This window comes from Pseudomonas sp. FW300-N1A1 (genome assembly GCF_058789115.1).
On sequence record NZ_JBYTBK010000014.1, the window covers coordinates 1 to 16984 of the forward strand.

At 60.2% G+C, this 16984-nt stretch carries 16 protein-coding genes; 9 read left to right on the plus strand and 7 right to left on the minus strand.

The window, feature by feature from the left end:
* The first annotated feature begins 182 nt into the window (after positions 1-182).
* The 7 genes from amaA (at position 183) to AC3WQN_RS12140 (ending at position 8448) form a co-directional block, all read left to right on the plus strand.
* Positions 183-1466, plus strand: a complete 1284-nt coding sequence (amaA, locus tag AC3WQN_RS12110) for an L-pipecolate oxidase (RefSeq protein ID WP_103400912.1) — start codon at positions 183-185, stop codon at positions 1464-1466.
* A 365-nt stretch (positions 1467-1831) separates the two neighbouring features.
* On the plus strand, positions 1832-2965 hold the full coding sequence (locus AC3WQN_RS12115) for an ABC transporter substrate-binding protein (protein ID WP_095078168.1): 1134 nt from the start codon (positions 1832-1834) through the stop codon (positions 2963-2965).
* Between the two features lie 167 nt (positions 2966-3132).
* Positions 3133-4047 carry an ABC transporter permease subunit gene (locus AC3WQN_RS12120; RefSeq protein WP_103400913.1) on the plus strand — a complete coding sequence of 305 codons (915 nt, stop codon included), beginning with the start codon at positions 3133-3135 and terminating at the stop codon, positions 4045-4047.
* Positions 4048-4050: 3 nt separating this feature from the next.
* Entirely contained in the window at positions 4051-5352 is a 1302-nt protein-coding gene (gene livM / locus AC3WQN_RS12125; RefSeq protein WP_103400914.1) for a high-affinity branched-chain amino acid ABC transporter permease LivM, read from the plus strand.
* Complete coding sequence (locus AC3WQN_RS12130; RefSeq protein WP_095078171.1) at positions 5349-6221, plus strand: ABC transporter ATP-binding protein; 873 nt, start codon at positions 5349-5351, stop codon at positions 6219-6221. Before livM ends, AC3WQN_RS12130 begins: the two co-directional genes overlap by 4 nt.
* Positions 6218-6934: an ABC transporter ATP-binding protein gene (locus AC3WQN_RS12135; protein ID WP_103400915.1), complete on the plus strand. Its 717-nt coding sequence runs from the start codon at positions 6218-6220 to the stop codon at positions 6932-6934. The genes AC3WQN_RS12130 and AC3WQN_RS12135 overlap by 4 nt, the downstream gene beginning before the upstream one ends.
* 746 nt (positions 6935-7680) lie before the next feature.
* Positions 7681-8448 carry an SDR family oxidoreductase gene (locus tag AC3WQN_RS12140; RefSeq protein ID WP_095144766.1) on the plus strand — a complete coding sequence of 256 codons (768 nt, stop codon included), beginning with the start codon at positions 7681-7683 and terminating at the stop codon, positions 8446-8448.
* 38 nt (positions 8449-8486) lie between these two features.
* On the opposite strand, the gene AC3WQN_RS12145 is transcribed toward AC3WQN_RS12140, so the two are convergent.
* The 7 genes from AC3WQN_RS12145 to AC3WQN_RS12175 form a co-directional block, all read right to left on the minus strand.
* Positions 8487-9620 carry an AGE family epimerase/isomerase gene (locus AC3WQN_RS12145; RefSeq protein WP_103400917.1) on the minus strand — a complete coding sequence of 378 codons (1134 nt, stop codon included), beginning with the start codon at positions 9618-9620 and terminating at the stop codon, positions 8487-8489.
* A gap of 128 nt (positions 9621-9748) precedes the next feature.
* Complete coding sequence (locus tag AC3WQN_RS12150; RefSeq protein ID WP_103400918.1) at positions 9749-10321, minus strand: HupE/UreJ family protein; 573 nt, start codon at positions 10319-10321, stop codon at positions 9749-9751.
* Positions 10322-10358: 37 nt separating this feature from the next.
* The gene (gene ureG / locus AC3WQN_RS12155; RefSeq protein ID WP_103400919.1) at positions 10359-10973 is read right to left on the minus strand and encodes an urease accessory protein UreG; all 615 of its coding nucleotides are present in this window, start codon (positions 10971-10973) and stop codon (positions 10359-10361) included.
* Positions 10974-10982: 9 nt separating this feature from the next.
* Entirely contained in the window at positions 10983-11657 is a 675-nt protein-coding gene (locus tag AC3WQN_RS12160) for an urease accessory protein UreF (protein ID WP_103400920.1), read from the minus strand.
* On the minus strand, positions 11654-12154 hold the full coding sequence (ureE, locus tag AC3WQN_RS12165; protein ID WP_103400921.1) for an urease accessory protein UreE: 501 nt from the start codon (positions 12152-12154) through the stop codon (positions 11654-11656). The genes AC3WQN_RS12160 and ureE overlap by 4 nt, the downstream gene beginning before the upstream one ends.
* A 196-nt stretch (positions 12155-12350) precedes the next feature.
* Entirely contained in the window at positions 12351-12983 is a 633-nt protein-coding gene (locus AC3WQN_RS12170; protein ID WP_095078180.1) for a TetR family transcriptional regulator, read from the minus strand.
* A 167-nt stretch (positions 12984-13150) separates the two neighbouring features.
* Positions 13151-13492 (minus strand): hypothetical protein, encoded by a 342-nt coding sequence (locus AC3WQN_RS12175; protein WP_103400922.1) that lies wholly within the window; start codon positions 13490-13492, stop codon positions 13151-13153.
* Between the two features lie 388 nt (positions 13493-13880).
* On the opposite strand from AC3WQN_RS12175, the gene AC3WQN_RS12180 reads away from it, so the two are divergent.
* Both AC3WQN_RS12180 and AC3WQN_RS12185 read left to right on the plus strand, forming a co-directional pair.
* Positions 13881-15950 carry an AsmA family protein gene (locus AC3WQN_RS12180; protein WP_103400923.1) on the plus strand — a complete coding sequence of 690 codons (2070 nt, stop codon included), beginning with the start codon at positions 13881-13883 and terminating at the stop codon, positions 15948-15950.
* A 250-nt stretch (positions 15951-16200) separates the two neighbouring features.
* On the plus strand, positions 16201-16983 hold the full coding sequence (locus AC3WQN_RS12185) for a hypothetical protein (RefSeq protein WP_103400924.1): 783 nt from the start codon (positions 16201-16203) through the stop codon (positions 16981-16983).
* The last annotated feature ends 1 nt before the right edge of the window (position 16984 follow it).

The following is a 16984-nucleotide window of genomic DNA, read 5'->3' on the forward strand; positions in this document are numbered from 1 at the left end:
GGCTAGAGTCAGATGCTGGCTTTTAGTCCCACCACCCCTACAAGTCTAAACATACAAGCGGGCTTGCTCGCGAATGCAATCTGTCAGCCGACATTAATGGTGACTGACATACCGCTTTCGCGAGCAAGCCCGCTCCCACACTGATTTGTGTGGGTTGGTTAGGTTTCTGTTGGAGTCTGGCAATGCCGTTACGCGAAGAGTGCTTATGGGAAAAACTGACGCCGCAACGGCCTGACCGTGCGGCGCTCAAGGGCGAAGTGACGGCGGATGTCTGCGTCATTGGCGCCGGCTTCACCGGTTTGTCGGCGGCGGTGCATTTGCTGGAGCAGGGCAAAAGCGTCTGCGTACTGGAGGCCCAACGCTGCGGCCAGGGTGGTTCCGGGCGCAATGTCGGCCTGGTGAACGCGGGCATGTGGATCCCTCCGGACGAGATCGAGGCCGGGTTTGGCGAGGCGGTGGGCAGCCAGCTCAACCGGATGCTCGGTGCGGCACCTGCCCTGGTGTTCAGCCTGATCGACAAATACAACATCGATTGCCAGCTACGCCGCGAAGGCACCCTGCACATGGCGCATAACGCCCGTGGCGAAGCCGATCTGCGCAGTCGCGAGGAACAATGGAAACGCCGCGGCGCCCCCGTCGAGTTGCTCACTGGCGCTGCCTGCGAACAGGCCACAGGGACTAAAAAGATCGCGGCCGCGTTGCTTGATCGCCGTGCCGGTACCCTCAACCCGATGGCCTACACCAGCGGTCTGGCCAAGGCCGCGGCGGACCTGGGCGGCCAGTTGTTCGACCACTCGGCAGTCACCCGGCTGGAGCGCCAGGGCCAGCGCTGGTCGGTGCAAACCGCCCAGGGTTCGGTCATGGCCGAGCAAGTGGTGATTGCCTCTAACGCCTATACCGAAGGCGACTGGACCGAGCTGCGCCGTAATTTCTTCCCTGGTTATTACTACCAGGTGGCTTCCGCGCCGCTGACCGAGGAGGCGGCACAGCAGATTCTGCCGGGGGGGCAGGGGTCCTGGGACACCCGTCAGGTGCTCAGCAGCATTCGTCGTGACCAAGACGGCCGGCTGTTGCTCGGCAGCCTGGGCAACGGCAGCCAGAAACCGGCGTGGTTTCTCAAGGCCTGGGCCGACCGGGTTCAGCAGCACTATTTTCCGTACCTTGAACCGGTGGATTGGGAGTGCACCTGGACCGGCCGTATCGCGTTCACGCCCGATCATTTGATGCGATTGTTCGAGCCGGCGCCCGGCTTGGTGGCTGTCACCGGTTACAACGGTCGCGGCGTCACCACGGGCACGGTGGTCGGCAAAGCCTTCGCCGATTACCTGTGTAACGGCAATCCTCAAGCCTTGCCGATTCCTTTCGCTCCCATGCAGCCATTGGCCGGGGTGGGCTTGCGCAGTTGTTTGTACGAGGCGGGTTTTTCCCTCTATCACGCGGGCCAGTGCCTGCGGATTGTCATTTGATCCGGTGAATTTGCTCCTTGGAAGCGGCGCTTTTTGGCGCAGCGACTAGCCTGTAGTGGTGCGCGTTGTAGCAGTGGCGCACCCGCAGTGTGCAGTTCGGTGACGCAGGCTGTTACAAGCTGGTTGCACGTCGTTTCTGCTGATGGTTGCAATGGTGGCACGCTGAGGTTGCGCCTTTAAAAAATATTGGTTTCACCTTCTGCGGTTTAGACGGTTGCACGCCCAATGAAAAAGGGCCCGATTCAGTCGAAATAACAATCAGGCAGCGACTTTTCTAAGAATAAAAAACCGATGGCACGCCCCTTGCTCTGAGCATTCAGTGAAGTCGCAGTGCCAACTATAAAAAAACCTTGGAGCACCACCTCATGTCCCAGACGTTTTACAAGAAAGGTTTTCTGACCCTCGCAGTGGCAGCTGCGTTGGGTGTTTCTGCGTTTGCCCAGGCCGATGTGAAAATTGGCGTGGCGGGTCCGATGACTGGCGCCAACGCGGCATTTGGCGAGCAGTACATGAAGGGTGCACAGGCAGCGGCTGACGCCGTGAATGCGGCAGGTGGCGTCAACGGGGAGAAAGTCGTTCTGGTCAAAGGCGATGACGCCTGCGAGCCAAAACAGGCCGTGACGGTCGCCAAGGACCTCACCAACCAGAAAGTCGCAGGCGTGGTCGGGCACTTCTGCTCTTCTTCGACCATTCCAGCGTCCGAGATCTACGACGAGGCCGGGATCATTACGATTACTCCGGGCTCCACCAACCCCAAGGTGACCGAGCGCGGTCTGAGCGCCATGTTCCGTATGTGCGGTCGTGACGACCAGCAGGGCATCGTTGCCGGCGACTACATCGTCGATGTACTCAAGGGCAAGAAAGTCGTCGTATTGCATGACAAGGATACCTACGGTCAGGGCCTGGCGGACGCCACCAAGGCTCAACTGGTCAAGCGCGGTGTGGAACCTGTCCTATATGAAGGCCTGACCCGTGGCGAGAAAGACTTCAGCGCCGTGGTCACCAAGATCCGTGGCGCGGGTGCCGATGTGGTGTATTTCGGTGGCCTGCATCCGGAAGCCGGCCCGCTGGTTCGCCAGATTCGTGAACAAGGCCTCAAGGACGTCAAGTTCATGTCCGATGACGGCATCGTCACCGACGAGCTGGTCACCACAGCCGGCGGTGCGCAATACGTCGATGGCGTGCTGATGACCTTCGGCGCCGACCCGCGCATGCTGCCAGAGAGCAAGGCCGTGGTGGATGCGTTCCGCAAGGCCGGCACCGAGCCTGAGGGCTACACCCTGTACGCCTACGCTTCGGTCCAGACATTGGCCGCCGGTTTTAACGGTGCCAAGTCCAACAAGGGCGAAGACGCTGCCAAATGGCTGAAAGCCAACCCGGTCAAAACCGTGATGGGCGAGAAGACCTGGGATGGCAAGGGCGACCTGAAAATCTCCGACTATGTGGTTTACCAGTGGGACAAGGACGGCAAATACCACCAGCTCGAAAAACAGAAGTGACCTGAGCGTTTGAGCCGGTCGCCCTGATGGAGCGGCCGGCTGCAACGTGTCCGTGCAGTACCTGTCTTTTCTCGGAGAGCTGCACACGCCTCTGTATTTCGGTTGGCTGAACCCCAGGCCGTGGCAGCGGGTGCTTGTGCAGTCTCTCAAATGCGTGAGATTGCGTTATGGATGGTATTTTCCTGCAGCAACTGGTCAATGGCCTGACCCTCGGGTCGGTCTATGGCCTGATCGCCATCGGCTACACAATGGTCTATGGCATCATTGGCATGATCAACTTCGCCCACGGCGAGGTTTACATGATTTCCGCTTACCTCGCGGCAATCAGTCTGGCACTGCTGGCTTACTTCGGTATTGAATCCTTCCCGCTGTTGATGCTCGGTACACTGGTCTTCACCATCATCGTTACGGCGGTGTATGGCTGGGTCATCGAGCGTGTCGCCTACAAACCGCTGCGCAACTCCACACGACTGGCACCGCTGATCAGCGCCATCGGTATTTCCCTGATCCTGCAAAACTATGCACAGATCAGCCAGGGCGCCCGCCAGCAAGGGGTCCCGACGCTGCTCACCGGTGCATGGCGAGTTGATATCGGCACGGGCTTCGTCCAGCTCACCTACACCAAGATCTTCATTCTGGTCGCGGCATTCGCCGGCATGGCGCTGCTGACCTACGTCATCAAGTACACCAAGCTCGGCCGCATGTGCCGTGCCACCCAGCAAGACCGCAAGATGGCCTCGATCCTGGGGATCAACACCGACCGGGTGATTTCCTACGTGTTCATCATCGGCGCCGCCATGGCGGCGCTGGCCGGTGTACTGATCACCATGAACTACGGCACCTTCGACTTCTACGCAGGCTTCGTCATCGGCATCAAGGCGTTCACCGCAGCGGTACTCGGCGGCATCGGTTCGCTGCCGGGTGCGATGCTCGGCGGGATTATTCTGGGGATCTCCGAGTCGCTGTTCGCAGGCCTGGTCAACTCGGACTACAAAGACGTTTTCAGCTTCTCGCTGCTCGTTCTGGTTCTGGTCTTTCGGCCTCAAGGCCTGCTCGGCCGCCCTCTTGTGTCGAAGGTGTAAGCGATGTCTTCAACCCATAAAAAATCGATCGATATCAAACAAAGCCTGGTCGACGCGATTCTTGCCGGCCTCATTGCCCTGATTGTGTTCGGCCCGATTGTCGGGGTCGTGCTGGATGGTTACAGCTTTGTTCTGGAGCCCACGCGTGTTGCCTGGATCGTTGCCGTGGTAATGGCCGGTCGCTTCGCTCTGAGCCTGTTTCTGCAAACCACCAAGGGCCTGCAGATTCTCGAAGGCTTCGAGAGCACCGGCTCTGGCGTGCATGTGCTGGCGCCGGACTACAAATCGCAGCTGCGCTGGATCATCCCGCTGCTGATCGTGATCGCCGTGGTCTTCCCGTTCTTCTCCAACTCGTACCTGCTGGGGGTGGTGATCCTTGGGTTGATCTACGTGTTGCTCGGCCTGGGTCTGAACATCGTGGTCGGTCTGGCAGGGCTGCTGGACCTGGGTTACGTGGCGTTCTACGCCATCGGCGCCTACGGCCTGGCGCTGGGTTATCAATACCTCGGGCTGGGGTTCTGGACGGTGTTGCCGCTGGCGGCCATCACTGCCGGGCTGGCCGGTTGCATCCTCGGTTTCCCGGTGCTGCGTCTGCATGGCGACTACCTGGCCATCGTGACACTGGGCTTTGGTGAAATCATTCGCCTGATCCTCAACAACTGGCTGTCGCTGACTGGCGGCCCGAACGGTATGGCGGCGCCTTTGCCGACGTTCTTCGGTCTTGAGTTCGGCAAAAGGGCGAAGGAGGGCGGTGTGCCGTTCCATGAGTTCTTCGGTATCGCCTACAACCCTGACGTGAAGTACTACTTCATCTACGCCGTGCTGTTCCTCGTCGTGCTGGCGGTGTTGTACATCAAGGACCGCCTGACCCGCATGCCGGTCGGCCGTGCCTGGGAAGCCTTGCGCGAAGATGAAATCGCCTGCCGTTCGATGGGCCTGAACCACGTACTGGTGAAACTCTCCGCGTTCACCATCGGTGCCTCGACTGCCGGTCTGGCCGGGGTGTTCTTTGCCACCTATCAAGGCTTCGTCAACCCGACCTCGTTCACCTTCTTCGAGTCGGCGCTGATCCTCGCCATCGTGGTGCTCGGCGGCATGGGCTCGACCATTGGCGTGGTGATCGCGGCGTTCGTGCTGACTGTCGCCCCGGAACTGCTGCGCGGCTTCGCTGAGTATCGCGTGCTGCTGTTCGGCATGCTGATGGTGTTGATGATGATCTGGCGACCGCGCGGGCTGATTCGGATCAGCCGTACCGGTGTGACGCCGCGTAAAGGTGCCATCGCGTATGAGAGGAAAACCTCATGAGTGAAGTCGTACTCTCGGTAGAGAAACTGATGATGCACTTCGGCGGCATCAAGGCCCTGAGTGACGTCAGCCTGAAGGTCGAACGCAACTCGATCTTCGCCCTGATCGGCCCTAACGGCGCGGGCAAGACCACGGTGTTCAACTGCCTGACCGGGTTCTACAAAGCCTCCGGTGGCAAGATCGAACTCAATACCCGTGGCGAGAAAACCAACGTCATCAAAATGCTTGGGGAATCGTTCAAGGCGACCGATTTCGTTTCGCCGAAAAGCTTCGCCAGTCGGCTCTACTACAAGATGTTCGGTGGTACGCACCTGATCAACCGCGCCGGATTGGCACGGACTTTCCAGAATATTCGCCTGTTCCGGGAAATGTCGGTGCTGGAGAACCTGCTGGTGGCCCAGCACATGTGGGTCAACCGCAACATGCTGGCCGGCATCCTCAACACCAAGGGCTATCGCAAGGCCGAAAGCGACGCACTGGACTGCGCGTTCTACTGGCTGGAGGTGGTCGACCTGGTGGACTGTGCCAACCGCCTGGCCGGTGAACTGTCCTACGGCCAGCAACGCCGTCTGGAAATCGCCCGGGCCATGTGCACGCGGCCGCAGATCATCTGCCTCGACGAACCGGCCGCTGGCCTCAACCCTCAGGAAACCGAAGCACTGAGCGCGATGATCCGGCTGCTGCGTGACGAGCACGATCTGACCGTGGTGCTGATCGAACACGACATGGGCATGGTAATGAGCATTTCCGACCACATCGTGGTGCTGGACCACGGCAACGTGATCGCCGAGGGCAGACCCGAAGCGATCCGCAACGATCCGAAAGTGATCGCCGCCTACCTGGGTGCTGACGAAGAGGAGGTGGTATGAGTCAACCGATCCTCGAACTCAAGGCGCTGGACGTGTTCTACGGGCCGATCCAGGCCCTGAAGAAAGTCTCGCTGCACATCAACGAAGGGGAAACCGTGAGCCTGATCGGCTCCAACGGTGCCGGCAAGTCGACGCTGCTGATGTCGATCTTCGGCCAACCCCGGGCGGCTGACGGTCAGATCATTTACCAGGGCGTGGACATCACCCACAAGTCGTCCCATTACATCGCCTCCAACGGCATCGCGCAGTCGCCGGAAGGGCGACGGGTGTTTCCCGACATGACGGTCGAGGAGAACCTGCAGATGGGCACCATCCCGATCGGTGACAAGTACGTCGATGAGGATATGCAGCGCATGTTCGAGCTGTTTCCACGGCTTAAGGAGCGCCGCAACCAGCGGGCGATGACCATGTCCGGTGGTGAACAGCAGATGCTGGCCATCGCCCGTGCCTTGATGAGCCGACCCAAGCTGCTGTTGCTCGATGAACCAAGCCTGGGGCTGGCGCCGATCGTGGTGAAGCAGATCTTCGCCACCCTGCGCGAACTGGCCAAGACCGGCATGACCATCTTCCTGATCGAGCAGAACGCCAACCATGCGTTGCGCTTGTCGGACCGGGCCTATGTGATGGTCAATGGCGAGATCCGCCTCAGCGGCACCGGCAAGGAGCTGTTGGCGAACGAGGATGTGCGTAACGCCTATCTCGGCGGGCACTGAGTCAACGCGGTCATGCACAAGCCCCGACGAGCAATCGTCGGGGCTTTTTCCGTTTCGGCTCCAGCGTAGGGGCGATACATGGCCTCAATCATGAAAATGTGGAAAACAATCTTCGAGAGCTGTTAAAGCGCGACATAAAGCCGCTGCAAACAGCTGTTTTTTCACAGTTTTGACTTGTCCCCGTTTGCTGTGGAACGGGCTGTGGGTAACGTGGGTGCAACTCGTTGCAGGCCTTTGTCTACGTGGCTTGCAGGTTGTTGGTTGTTTTTCGATCAGGTGCTTTTACGCGACCACGAGCCTGTCTTGTCAACCTTTTTATTGGCAGGCTGTTGCCACCCGAAAGCCTTCGAGCAGCCTGTGGATAAGTCTGTGGTTAAACTCTGGAAAGACTGCGCAAAGCAGCGCAATTGCTGGCTTGGCGCCATCGCCTGTCTGACTGATCGGTCGCGTTAAGCGGGGAGGGCGACACGTGAGGCCCGCTGGGTCAAGCAAAAAACTTTTCAATCTGCCCGCAAAGCCTTGTGGATAGTGGTGTCCAGGGTTTTGCACTTGCCCCCAAAGACTGTGGAAGGGGCTGTGGATAAGGTGCGCGCAACCGGCTGTGAGCCGCGGCGGGCGTGGCGCTACAAGAGTTGGCTGTTTTTTGTACAGTAAACCCGAGGTTGCCGCTAGGAACATGGCCGGGCATGCTGCCGGTTGATTTCCCATTCCAATGGCTGTGTATCAGCCCAAGTCAGGAGAGCACGATGTCCAACACCCTGTTTATTACCGGCGCGACCTCCGGTTTTGGTGAAGCCTGCGCCCGCCGTTTTGCCGAGGCTGGCTGGAAGCTGGTGCTGACGGGGCGCCGTGAAGAGCGCTTGAATGCCCTGTGTGCCGAGCTGTCGAAGCAGACCGAGGTCCATGGCCTGGTGCTCGACGTGCGTGACCGCAAGGCGATGGAGGCGGCGATTGCCAACCTGCCGCCGTCGTTTGCCACCTTGCGCGGACTGATCAACAACGCCGGCCTGGCCCTGGGTGTGGACCCGGCGCCCAAGTGTGACCTGGACGACTGGGACACCATGGTCGATACCAACATCAAGGGGCTGATGTACAGCACTCGCCTGCTGTTGCCACGGCTGATCGCCCATGGCCGCGGTGCGGGGATCATCAACCTCGGCTCCATCGCCGGCAACTACCCGTACCCGGGCAGCCACGTGTATGGCGCGAGCAAGGCGTTCGTCCAACAGTTCTCGCTGAACCTGCGTTGCGACCTGCAGGGTACTGGTGTGCGCGTGAGCAATATCGAGCCGGGCCTGTGCGAGAGCGAGTTTTCGCTGGTGCGGTTTGCCGGTGACCAGGCGCGTTATGACGCAACGTATGCGGGCGCCGAGCCGATTCAACCGCAGGACATTGCAGAGACTATCTTCTGGGTGCTCAACGCCCCGGCGCACATCAACATCAACCGCTTGGAGCTGATGCCGGTCAGCCAGACCTGGGGCGGGTTCGCGATCGACCGCAGCAGCAAGGCGTAAGTGTGGCGAGGAGGCTTGCCCTCCTCATCACCCAAGGCTCAGCCAAAATACTCGGCTAGCCCGCTGTAGCAGGTGGCCAAGTGGTAAGGCGTGGTCGAGGGCATGTCCCGGCGACTGACCGCGCCGCCGGCGTCCAGGCATTCGTACCAGCCACCAGCATGCAGGAAGCGGTGCGCCAAGGCGTTCAGTTGGCGCAGCAGCGAGGCTTCGCTGCCTGGACGCAGGGTCAGGGCGCGCAGGTATTCGGCTTGTGCCCAGATACGCTGGGTAGCATCGCGAGGCCTTCCACCCTGTTCAAGGTCGAGCATGGCCCCCACGGCCCCAGTCTGCGGATCGACCCCCCACTGCTCGGTGAAGGCGAAGGCGCGGTTCAGGGATGCATGCAGGGTGGAGCCACGCAGGACTGGCGATGAGTCGAGCAGGAAAAACCATTCGAATTGGTGCCCCGGCTCAAACCAGTTATCCACAGCCTTGAGCGGCTTCTCCATCATCACCCCGTGCCGCGGGTCGATGAACTGCTGCTGCATGGCCGCGCACAGCGCCGTGAGTGCCGCCTGGACCGGGGCATCATCGCGTACCGACAGGGTCGCCAGAAATGCTTCGGCCAAATGCATCAGCGGGTTCTGCAAGGGGCCGGAATCGAGTGAAGACCAGTCACGGTCGAGGCTGGCTTCGTACAGACCGTCGTCTGTGGCAAAGCGTTGAGCGAGCACTTCCAGGGCAGCATTGAGCACCGACTCCACCAAGGGCTCGCGGACCTTGCTCCAGTAGTGGGCGCAGGCAAAGAGGATAAAGGCGTGGGTGTAGAGGTCCTTGCGTTGATCCAGCGGCGCGCCGTGGGGGTCAATGCTGTAGAACCAACCGCCATGCTCGGCATCGTGGAAGTGCCGTTGCAACGAGCGGAACAAGGCCGCTGCGCGCGCTTCGGCCGCCGGCACCTCACCGATCAGGCTGGCGAACAGGTACAGCTGCCGTGCACAGGCCATGGCCCGGTAGCGCTGCGGCGGTAATGGCCGGTGCTCGGCATCCAGGGCCTCATAGGGCAGCGCCATGTCGCTGTTCCAGCCGGGGCCGTGCCAGAGCGGCACGATCACGTCCCGGAAATGCTGTTGCACGGTGGCAAACAGAGCGGTCAGTTCGGGCTGGGAGGCAGAGCGGGGAGCATGGGGCATTGGCTGGCGTCGTCACGGCAGGAGTGTTTGCGCGACATGGTAGCAGAGGGGCGGGGGGCCGGGGGCAAGCTGCAAGCTTCAAGCGGCAAGCTGCAAGCAAGAGCCGGTCAGCTTGCAGCTTGCGGCGCTTAGCCGGCGAGCAACCAGGCCCCGGTCGCCGCCGATGCCGCCCCGGCCATGCGAACCAGCGGCGCGGCGGCTTGCGGTAATCCCCTCACCACTGCGTAACCTGCGGCGTGCAAGGCGGCGGTCGCGGTGACGAAGCCGATGGCGTAGGTCCAGGGGCTGGACATGGCCGGCAGCTCCAGGCCATGGGCCACGCCGTGGAACAGGGCAAACAAGGCGGTCGCGCCAACCGCCAGGCTCAGTGGCGGGCGCACTGCCAAGGCGACGGCCAGGCCCAGGGCCAGCACCGAGGCGGCAATCCCGCTTTCCAGTGCCGGCAGGCTCAGGCCTTCAAAGCCTAGCAGCCCGCCCATCAGCAGGGTACCGACGAAGGTCCCCGGCAGCGCCCAGCGCGCGGCGCCTCGCTGTTGCGCGGCCCACAACCCCACGGCGAGCATGGCCAGTAAATGGTCCAGGCCACCGATCGGATGGCTGATGCCGGCCAGCAAGCCGTTGTCACCATGACCGGGGTGGGCGAAGGCCAGGGTCGGTGTGAGCAGCAGCGCGGCGGTGGCAAAAAGGCGATGGAGTGTCATGACTGAGCTTCCTTGTGGAAAAGACGTGTGGATAACTTCAGGCCGCGCTCAGCAGCCCCTGGCGCTCGATGAAGGCAATGATTTCCTCAAGCCCCTGGCCGGTCTTCTGATTGCTGAAGACAAAAGGCTTGCCGTTGCGCATGCGCTGGGTGTCGCTGTCCATCATCGACAGCGAGGCACCGACCAGCGGCGCCAGGTCGATCTTGTTGATCACCAGCAGGTCTGACTTGCAGATGCCCGGCCCGCCTTTACGCGGCAGCTTGTCGCCCGCGGAAACATCAATGACGTAGAGGGTCAGGTCCGACAGTTCCGGGCTGAAGGTGGCCGACAGGTTGTCACCGCCAGACTCCACCAGAATCAGGTCCAGGTCGGGAAAACGTCGGTTCAGCTGATCCACCGCCTCGAGGTTGATCGAGGCGTCTTCGCGAATCGCCGTGTGCGGGCAGCCGCCGGTTTCCACGCCAATGATCCGCTCGGGCGCCAGGGCTTGATTGCGCACCAGGAAATCGGCGTCTTCGCGGGTATAGATGTCGTTGGTGACCACCGCCAGGTTGTAGCGCTCGCGCAGCGCCAGGCACAGGGCCAGGGTCAGCGCGGTTTTACCGGAACCGACCGGGCCGCCAATGCCGACGCGCAGAGGTTGTGCGTTCATGTGTTTCTCCTAGGATCGGAACAGACGGCTGTACTGGCGCTCATGGGCCATGCACGCCAGGGACAGGCCGAAGGCGGCGCTGCCATAGTGTTTGGGTTCAATGCTTGAAGCGCTCTGCTGAGCCTGTTGCAGCAGCGGTAGCAGTTCGCTGGTCAGCCGTTGCGCCGCTTGCTGGCCCAGCGGCAGGGTTTTCATCAGCACTGCCAATTGATTCTCCAGCCAGCTCCAGAGCCAGGCGGCCAAGGCATCTTGCGGGCAGATCTGCCAGGCGCGGGCGGCCAGCGCCCAGCCCAGGGCCAGGTGCGGTTCGGGGTGTCGTCCGAGGAAGTGGCGCGCGGCCTCATCCAGTTCCGGCAAACCGTTGAGTAGTTGCTGCAGGGAGTAACCCATCTGCCGGCTTTCCTGATGCAGTTCGCGGGTTTCCCGGCTGGCACGATGCTCCTCGCACCGTTGCGACAACTGCGCCCAGTCCTGGTCGGCTGCGGCGAGGCAATGGGCGAGCAACAGCGGCGCTTCGAAGCGCGCGAGGTTGAGCAGTAACTGGTCGCTGATCCAGCGTTTGGCCGATAGCGGGTCGCTCACGCGGCCGTTATCCACCGCCATTTCCAGGCCCTGGGAATAGCTGTAGCCACCGATCGGCAGCTGCGGGCTGGCCAGGCGCAGCAACGCCCAGGCCGGGTTCACTGGCGCACACCAAACTGATGGAGCCTGGGCGCATAGTTGAAATCCTCGTCACCGTGCCGCGAATGATGATGGCCGCCACCATAGGCACCGTGTTCCGGCTGGAACGGCGCTTCGATGCGGTCTGCCCTGGCGCCCAGTTGTTCGAGCATGGCCTTGAGTACGTAGTCGTCGAGCAGGCGCAGCCAGCCGTCACCGACTTGCAGGGCTACATGGCGATTACCCAGGTGGTAGGCGGCGCGGGTCAGTTCGAAGGCGTTGGCGCAGGTGACATGCAGCAGCTGTTCGGGGCGGGCGCAGACGCGCACGATACGGCCGTCTTCGGCTTCCAGGCATTCACCGTCGTGCAGCGGCGGTTGTCCGCGCTCTAGAAACAACCCGACGTCTTCACCCTCGGCACTGAAGCAGCGCAGACGGCTTTTACTGCGCGCCTCGAAGTTCAAGTGCAGTTCTGCGGCCCAGGCGGGTTGAGGGTCGATTCTGCGATGAATCACCAGCATTGGAAGGCTTCCAGCAAAAGACTATGCAATGGCTAGAGCAAGGGGCTTGCCAATAGCGCGAGCCGTAGGAGATTTCAGCTATTGCCTAGGGAATGCTGGAAAGGGGGCGGGAGACCGGAGAAGGAGATGGTGTGATTTGGTGCAAAAAACTTTCGTGGCGCACCAAATCACGGCGCGGATGAGCAAGCACAGAGGGTTACTCCGTACTGCCCAACCCCTGCCAATGCTTAAGACCAATAAAGATAAAGCGCAGCTGCTGGGTGATCTTTGCCTGGGGCGTCAGGTGAGCGGGGAGCGCCTCGGCGGGTGGGTCGATGATGTCCGGGAGGGTGGCGAATACGCTCTTGACGATGAGGTCCGCCATCACCGATAAACCGGCAAAGTCCAGGTGTTGCAGCTTGGGCATCAATGACAGGTCGGCCGCCAGGTCTGAGCTGATGTTCTCGCGCAGCTTGCCGATGGCCAGGCGTACGGGCAGTGAGCCGCCGTATTGCTCGCGGGCCAGGAACAGAAACTGCGAGCGGTTGGCGGCGACGACGTCGAGAAAGATCCGCACCGAGGCATCGATGATCCCGCCCATGACGAACTCGTTGTGACGCACCAGGCGGATGGTCTCCCGGAAGGTCTGGCCGACTTCGCTGACCAGCTCCAGGCCCAGTTGATCCATATCGGCAAAATGCCGGTAGAAACCGGTCGGGACAATACCTGCGGTTTTCGCTACTTCGCGCAGGCTCAGGCTGCCGAATCCTCGGCCGCACTGCATCAGGTGGCGGGCAGCGTCCATCAGGGCGTTGCGGGTCTGTTGTTTCTGTTCGGCGCGGGGCAGCATCAGGCGGCTGACTTCTAATCAAGGACAGCGGCGCACTCTAGCAAATCAGCTTTGCCGGCGTCGATCTTGAGTGGGGTGTAATCAGGCGGGGTGTGGCTGGCGCTGCAACTTACACAATGTCAAAGCCCGATCCTGGGACCGGGCTTTTTTCCAGGGCCGCCATGGGCTTAGCTCACAGCGCTGTTGCGTTCGATAACGCGGTCACCACCACCTTCGGCAACGGTCTGGCCTTGTGGGGTGCGGTTGTAGCCATCTTCAACCAGGCCTTTTTCTTCCAGGCGATCACGGCCACCTTCGGCAACGGTCTGGCCTTGTGGGGTACGGTCGTAGCCATCGGCGGCGATTTTGTTGCGTTCCAGCAAGCGCTCAGAACCACCTTCAGCTACGGTCTGGCTGAACACCGAGTGGTTGCCTTTGACTTGCGGAGTGGCTTGTTCGGCCGCTGGCAGGGCAAACGCATTAGCGGCCAGGATCGAAAGGGTAAGGCTAAGCAGTAATTGGCGTTTCATGATCGAGTGCTCCGTGGGTGGGCGGTAAAGTGGGTACGGAGCCAATGCTACGCTCGATAAATCGATACAAAAGTTCATAAGGGCAATGGTAATAATCAACAGAATTGATTGTTCTGCTGAGCGCCTCTAGACCGGGTGTTTGCGCAGAGTGTTCTGGCAACCGAGGGGTTATTGAAGACTCTCTGGCGGGTCGAAACAGGCGGGCAAGGCACCACTGCAAGGGAGGGCGGCGGAAAGGAAAACGAACCTTTTGCGCGCAGCCCGGCTTTTTTGTTAAACCAGCGGGCCATTTGCCAGTCGTAGTGTTTATGCCAGGTCGATTCATGGCCTGGCGTTTCTTGCGTGCGCCGCAGTACGGGCGCCGAGTGGTCATCAGGAGTCCTGTGCAATGACGCGCACCCGTAAAATACTCACCTGGACCTTCACCAGCCTGGTGCTGCTGATGGCCTCTCTGGTTGTGATCATCCTGTTCTTTGACTGGAACCGGATCAAACCCGACATCAATGCCAAGGTGTCCGAAGAGTTGCACCGTGCCTTCGCGATCAATGGCAACCTGTCGGTGGTCTGGCAGCGTGAAGTCGACGAGGGAGGCTGGCGCGCCTGGGTGCCTTGGCCTCATGTGGTGGCCGAGGACCTGAGCCTGGGCAACCCGGATTGGTCGAAGCAGCCGCAAATGGTCAGTCTCAAGCGGGTCGAGTTGCGCATCTCGCCATTGGCCTTGTTGGTGCAGCAGGTGGTGATTCCACGCATCGATCTCACCGAACCCGTTGCACACCTGCAACGCCTGGAGGACGGTCGCGCCAATTGGACGTTCACCTTCGATCCCAAGGATCCGAATGCCGAACCGTCCCGCTGGGGGGTGGACATCGGTGCAATCGGCTTCGACAAGGGGCATGTCACCCTCGACGATCAGCACTTGAAAACCCGGCTCGACCTGCTGGTCGATCCGTTGGGTAAGCCGATCCCGTTCAGCGATATCGTCGGGGACAAGACCGCCAAAAAAGCCCGGCAGCAGGGGGGCGCACCGCAGGACTATGCATTTGCGCTCAAGGTCAAAGGCCTGTACCACGGCCAGGCGCTTTCGGGCCAGGGCAAGATCGGCGGGCTATTGGCATTGCAGGACGCAGCCAGGCCGTTCCCGTTGCAGGCACAGGTCCAGATTGCCGATACCCGGGTCGAGCTGGCGGGGACCCTCACCGACCCACTGAACCTCGGTGCGCTGGACCTGCGGTTGAAGCTGGCCGGTACCAGCCTGGGCAATCTCTATCCGTTGACCGGTGTCACCCTGCCGGACTCCTCACCCTATGCTACTGACGGTCACCTGATCGCCAACCTGCGTGCGCGCGAGGGTGCGACGTACCGCTATGAGGGCTTCAATGGCACCATCGGCGGCAGTGACATTCATGGCAACCTGGTTTACGTGGCCAGTCAGCCACGTCCCAAGCTCAGTGGTGCACTGGTCTCCAATCAACTGCTGTTCGCGGACCTTGCGCCGTTGATCGGCGCCGACTCCAATGCCAAGCAAAAGGCGCGCGGCGGTGACAGCAAGCAGCCGGCGGACAAGGTACTGCCGGTCGAGGCGTTTCGTACCGAACGCTGGCGCGACATGGATGCCGACGTCGAGTTCACCGGAAAACGCATCGTGCACAGCGAGAAACTGCCATTCAATGACCTGTATGCGCACGTGATACTCAACGATGGCCAACTCAATCTGGAGCCCCTGCGCTTTGGCGTGGCGGGTGGCGCGCTGGATGCACAGGTCCGCCTCGACGGTCGAACCACGCCACTGGAAGGGCGGGCAAAACTGAGCGCCCGTGGTTTCAAACTCAAGCAGTTGTTCCCGACCTTCGAACTGATGAAGACCAGTTTGGGCGAGCTTAACGGTGACGCCGACATCACGGGGCATGGCAACTCGGTGGCGGCGTTGCTGGGCAGCGCCAACGGCGACCTGAAGCTGCTGATCAACGATGGTGCAATCAGTCGTGAGCTGATGGAACTGGCGGGGCTGAACGTCGGCAACTATGTGGTCGGCAAGATATTTGGTGACAAGGACGTGAAGATCAACTGCGCCGCCGCCGACTTCGGTATCAAGAGTGGCTTGGCGACGTCGCGTCTGTTTGTGTTCGACACCGAGAACGCGATCGTCTACATCGACGGCACGGCCAACATGGCCACGGAACAGCTGGACCTGACCATATCCCCCGAGTCCAAGGGCTGGCGCCTGATTTCCCTGCGTTCACCACTGTATGTTCGCGGCACGTTCATCAAGCCGGAAGCCGGGGTCAAGGGTGTGCCGTTGATGCTGCGCGGCGCGGGGATGGTGGCGCTGGGGGTGCTTGCGGGGCCTGCTGCGGGGTTGCTGGCACTGGTGGCGCCGAGCGAGGACGCACCGAACCAGTGTGCGCCGTTGCTGCAGCAGATGAAACAGGGCAAGGCGCCGAAGACGGTGAAAGGATAGGCGAGTGTGTCGAGCGGAAAGTTAAGTTACGTTTGTCGCTGCTTGCAATGCTCGGGGCGATATGGAGGCACTGAGTTGTAAGTCTTGTGTGTGTTTGATGTGAGTTCAACTGTTTTACTGGGTTGCTGTTGCTTTGAAATAATTTGTTGTGTGACGAGCGTGGAAGATATTGGATAGAGTGGTTAAGTTGAAGGTGTCAGCTAGGCGGCTGATGTTTGACTGATATTGACCAGTGAATAAGGATGTTCATATGAGTGCGTTATTTCCAAGTCTCGATGAAAGTCGGGCGTTTTTTGATGAGGTGGAGCTCGTTCCGAAAACGTATAGTGCCAGAGGTATAAGGTCGCTTGCGGGCTCAGAGGGGGGGGATGTTGGTGAATCCGATCTGTTAATGGGTAGTGATTCTCCTACCGTGGTGGGATTTGCAGATAATGTCTCTGAAGAGAAGAGGCAAGCGGCAGCAGACAGTATTCATTTTTCTGAGCGTTATGCCAATACATATTCAAATATAAAGGCCAATCCTGTTGAGTGGCATGAAAAGTATAGCGAGGCCATGCGGCAGTGTGGTTGGACGCTGATCAATAGCAAGTATGAAGAGCATGTGAACAAACAGGTGAACGTCACAATGGATTCCATTGTGCTGGATATCATCAAGGCGGTTGCTGGCAGGAATGCACCGGCGATGTTGAGTTTGTTGGGTGGCGCCTTCGACAAAGTGAAGTCCGACGACGGCCTTGTAACGCTGTTTGATCGTAACAGTAAGAATGGTAAAAGCGCAGACTTCAGGATTGTTCCCTGTCTTGAATCCGCCAAGGGAACAGCGATAACCGCCTATCTGGCTGTTGATTGTGAACTCAAAACAGAAGAGGGTGGTGCCTGGTTCTGGAAATGGAAAATGTCCGAAGCAAGAATAAAGAAAGTAGCCACCATGGTTGAACTCAATATGCGTATGCACGAGCGCAACAGGGATATGATATACGAAACTCTGGATATAAGTTCGGAGGAGTTTTTTAAGGGGGTTAAGCTCAAGTAAA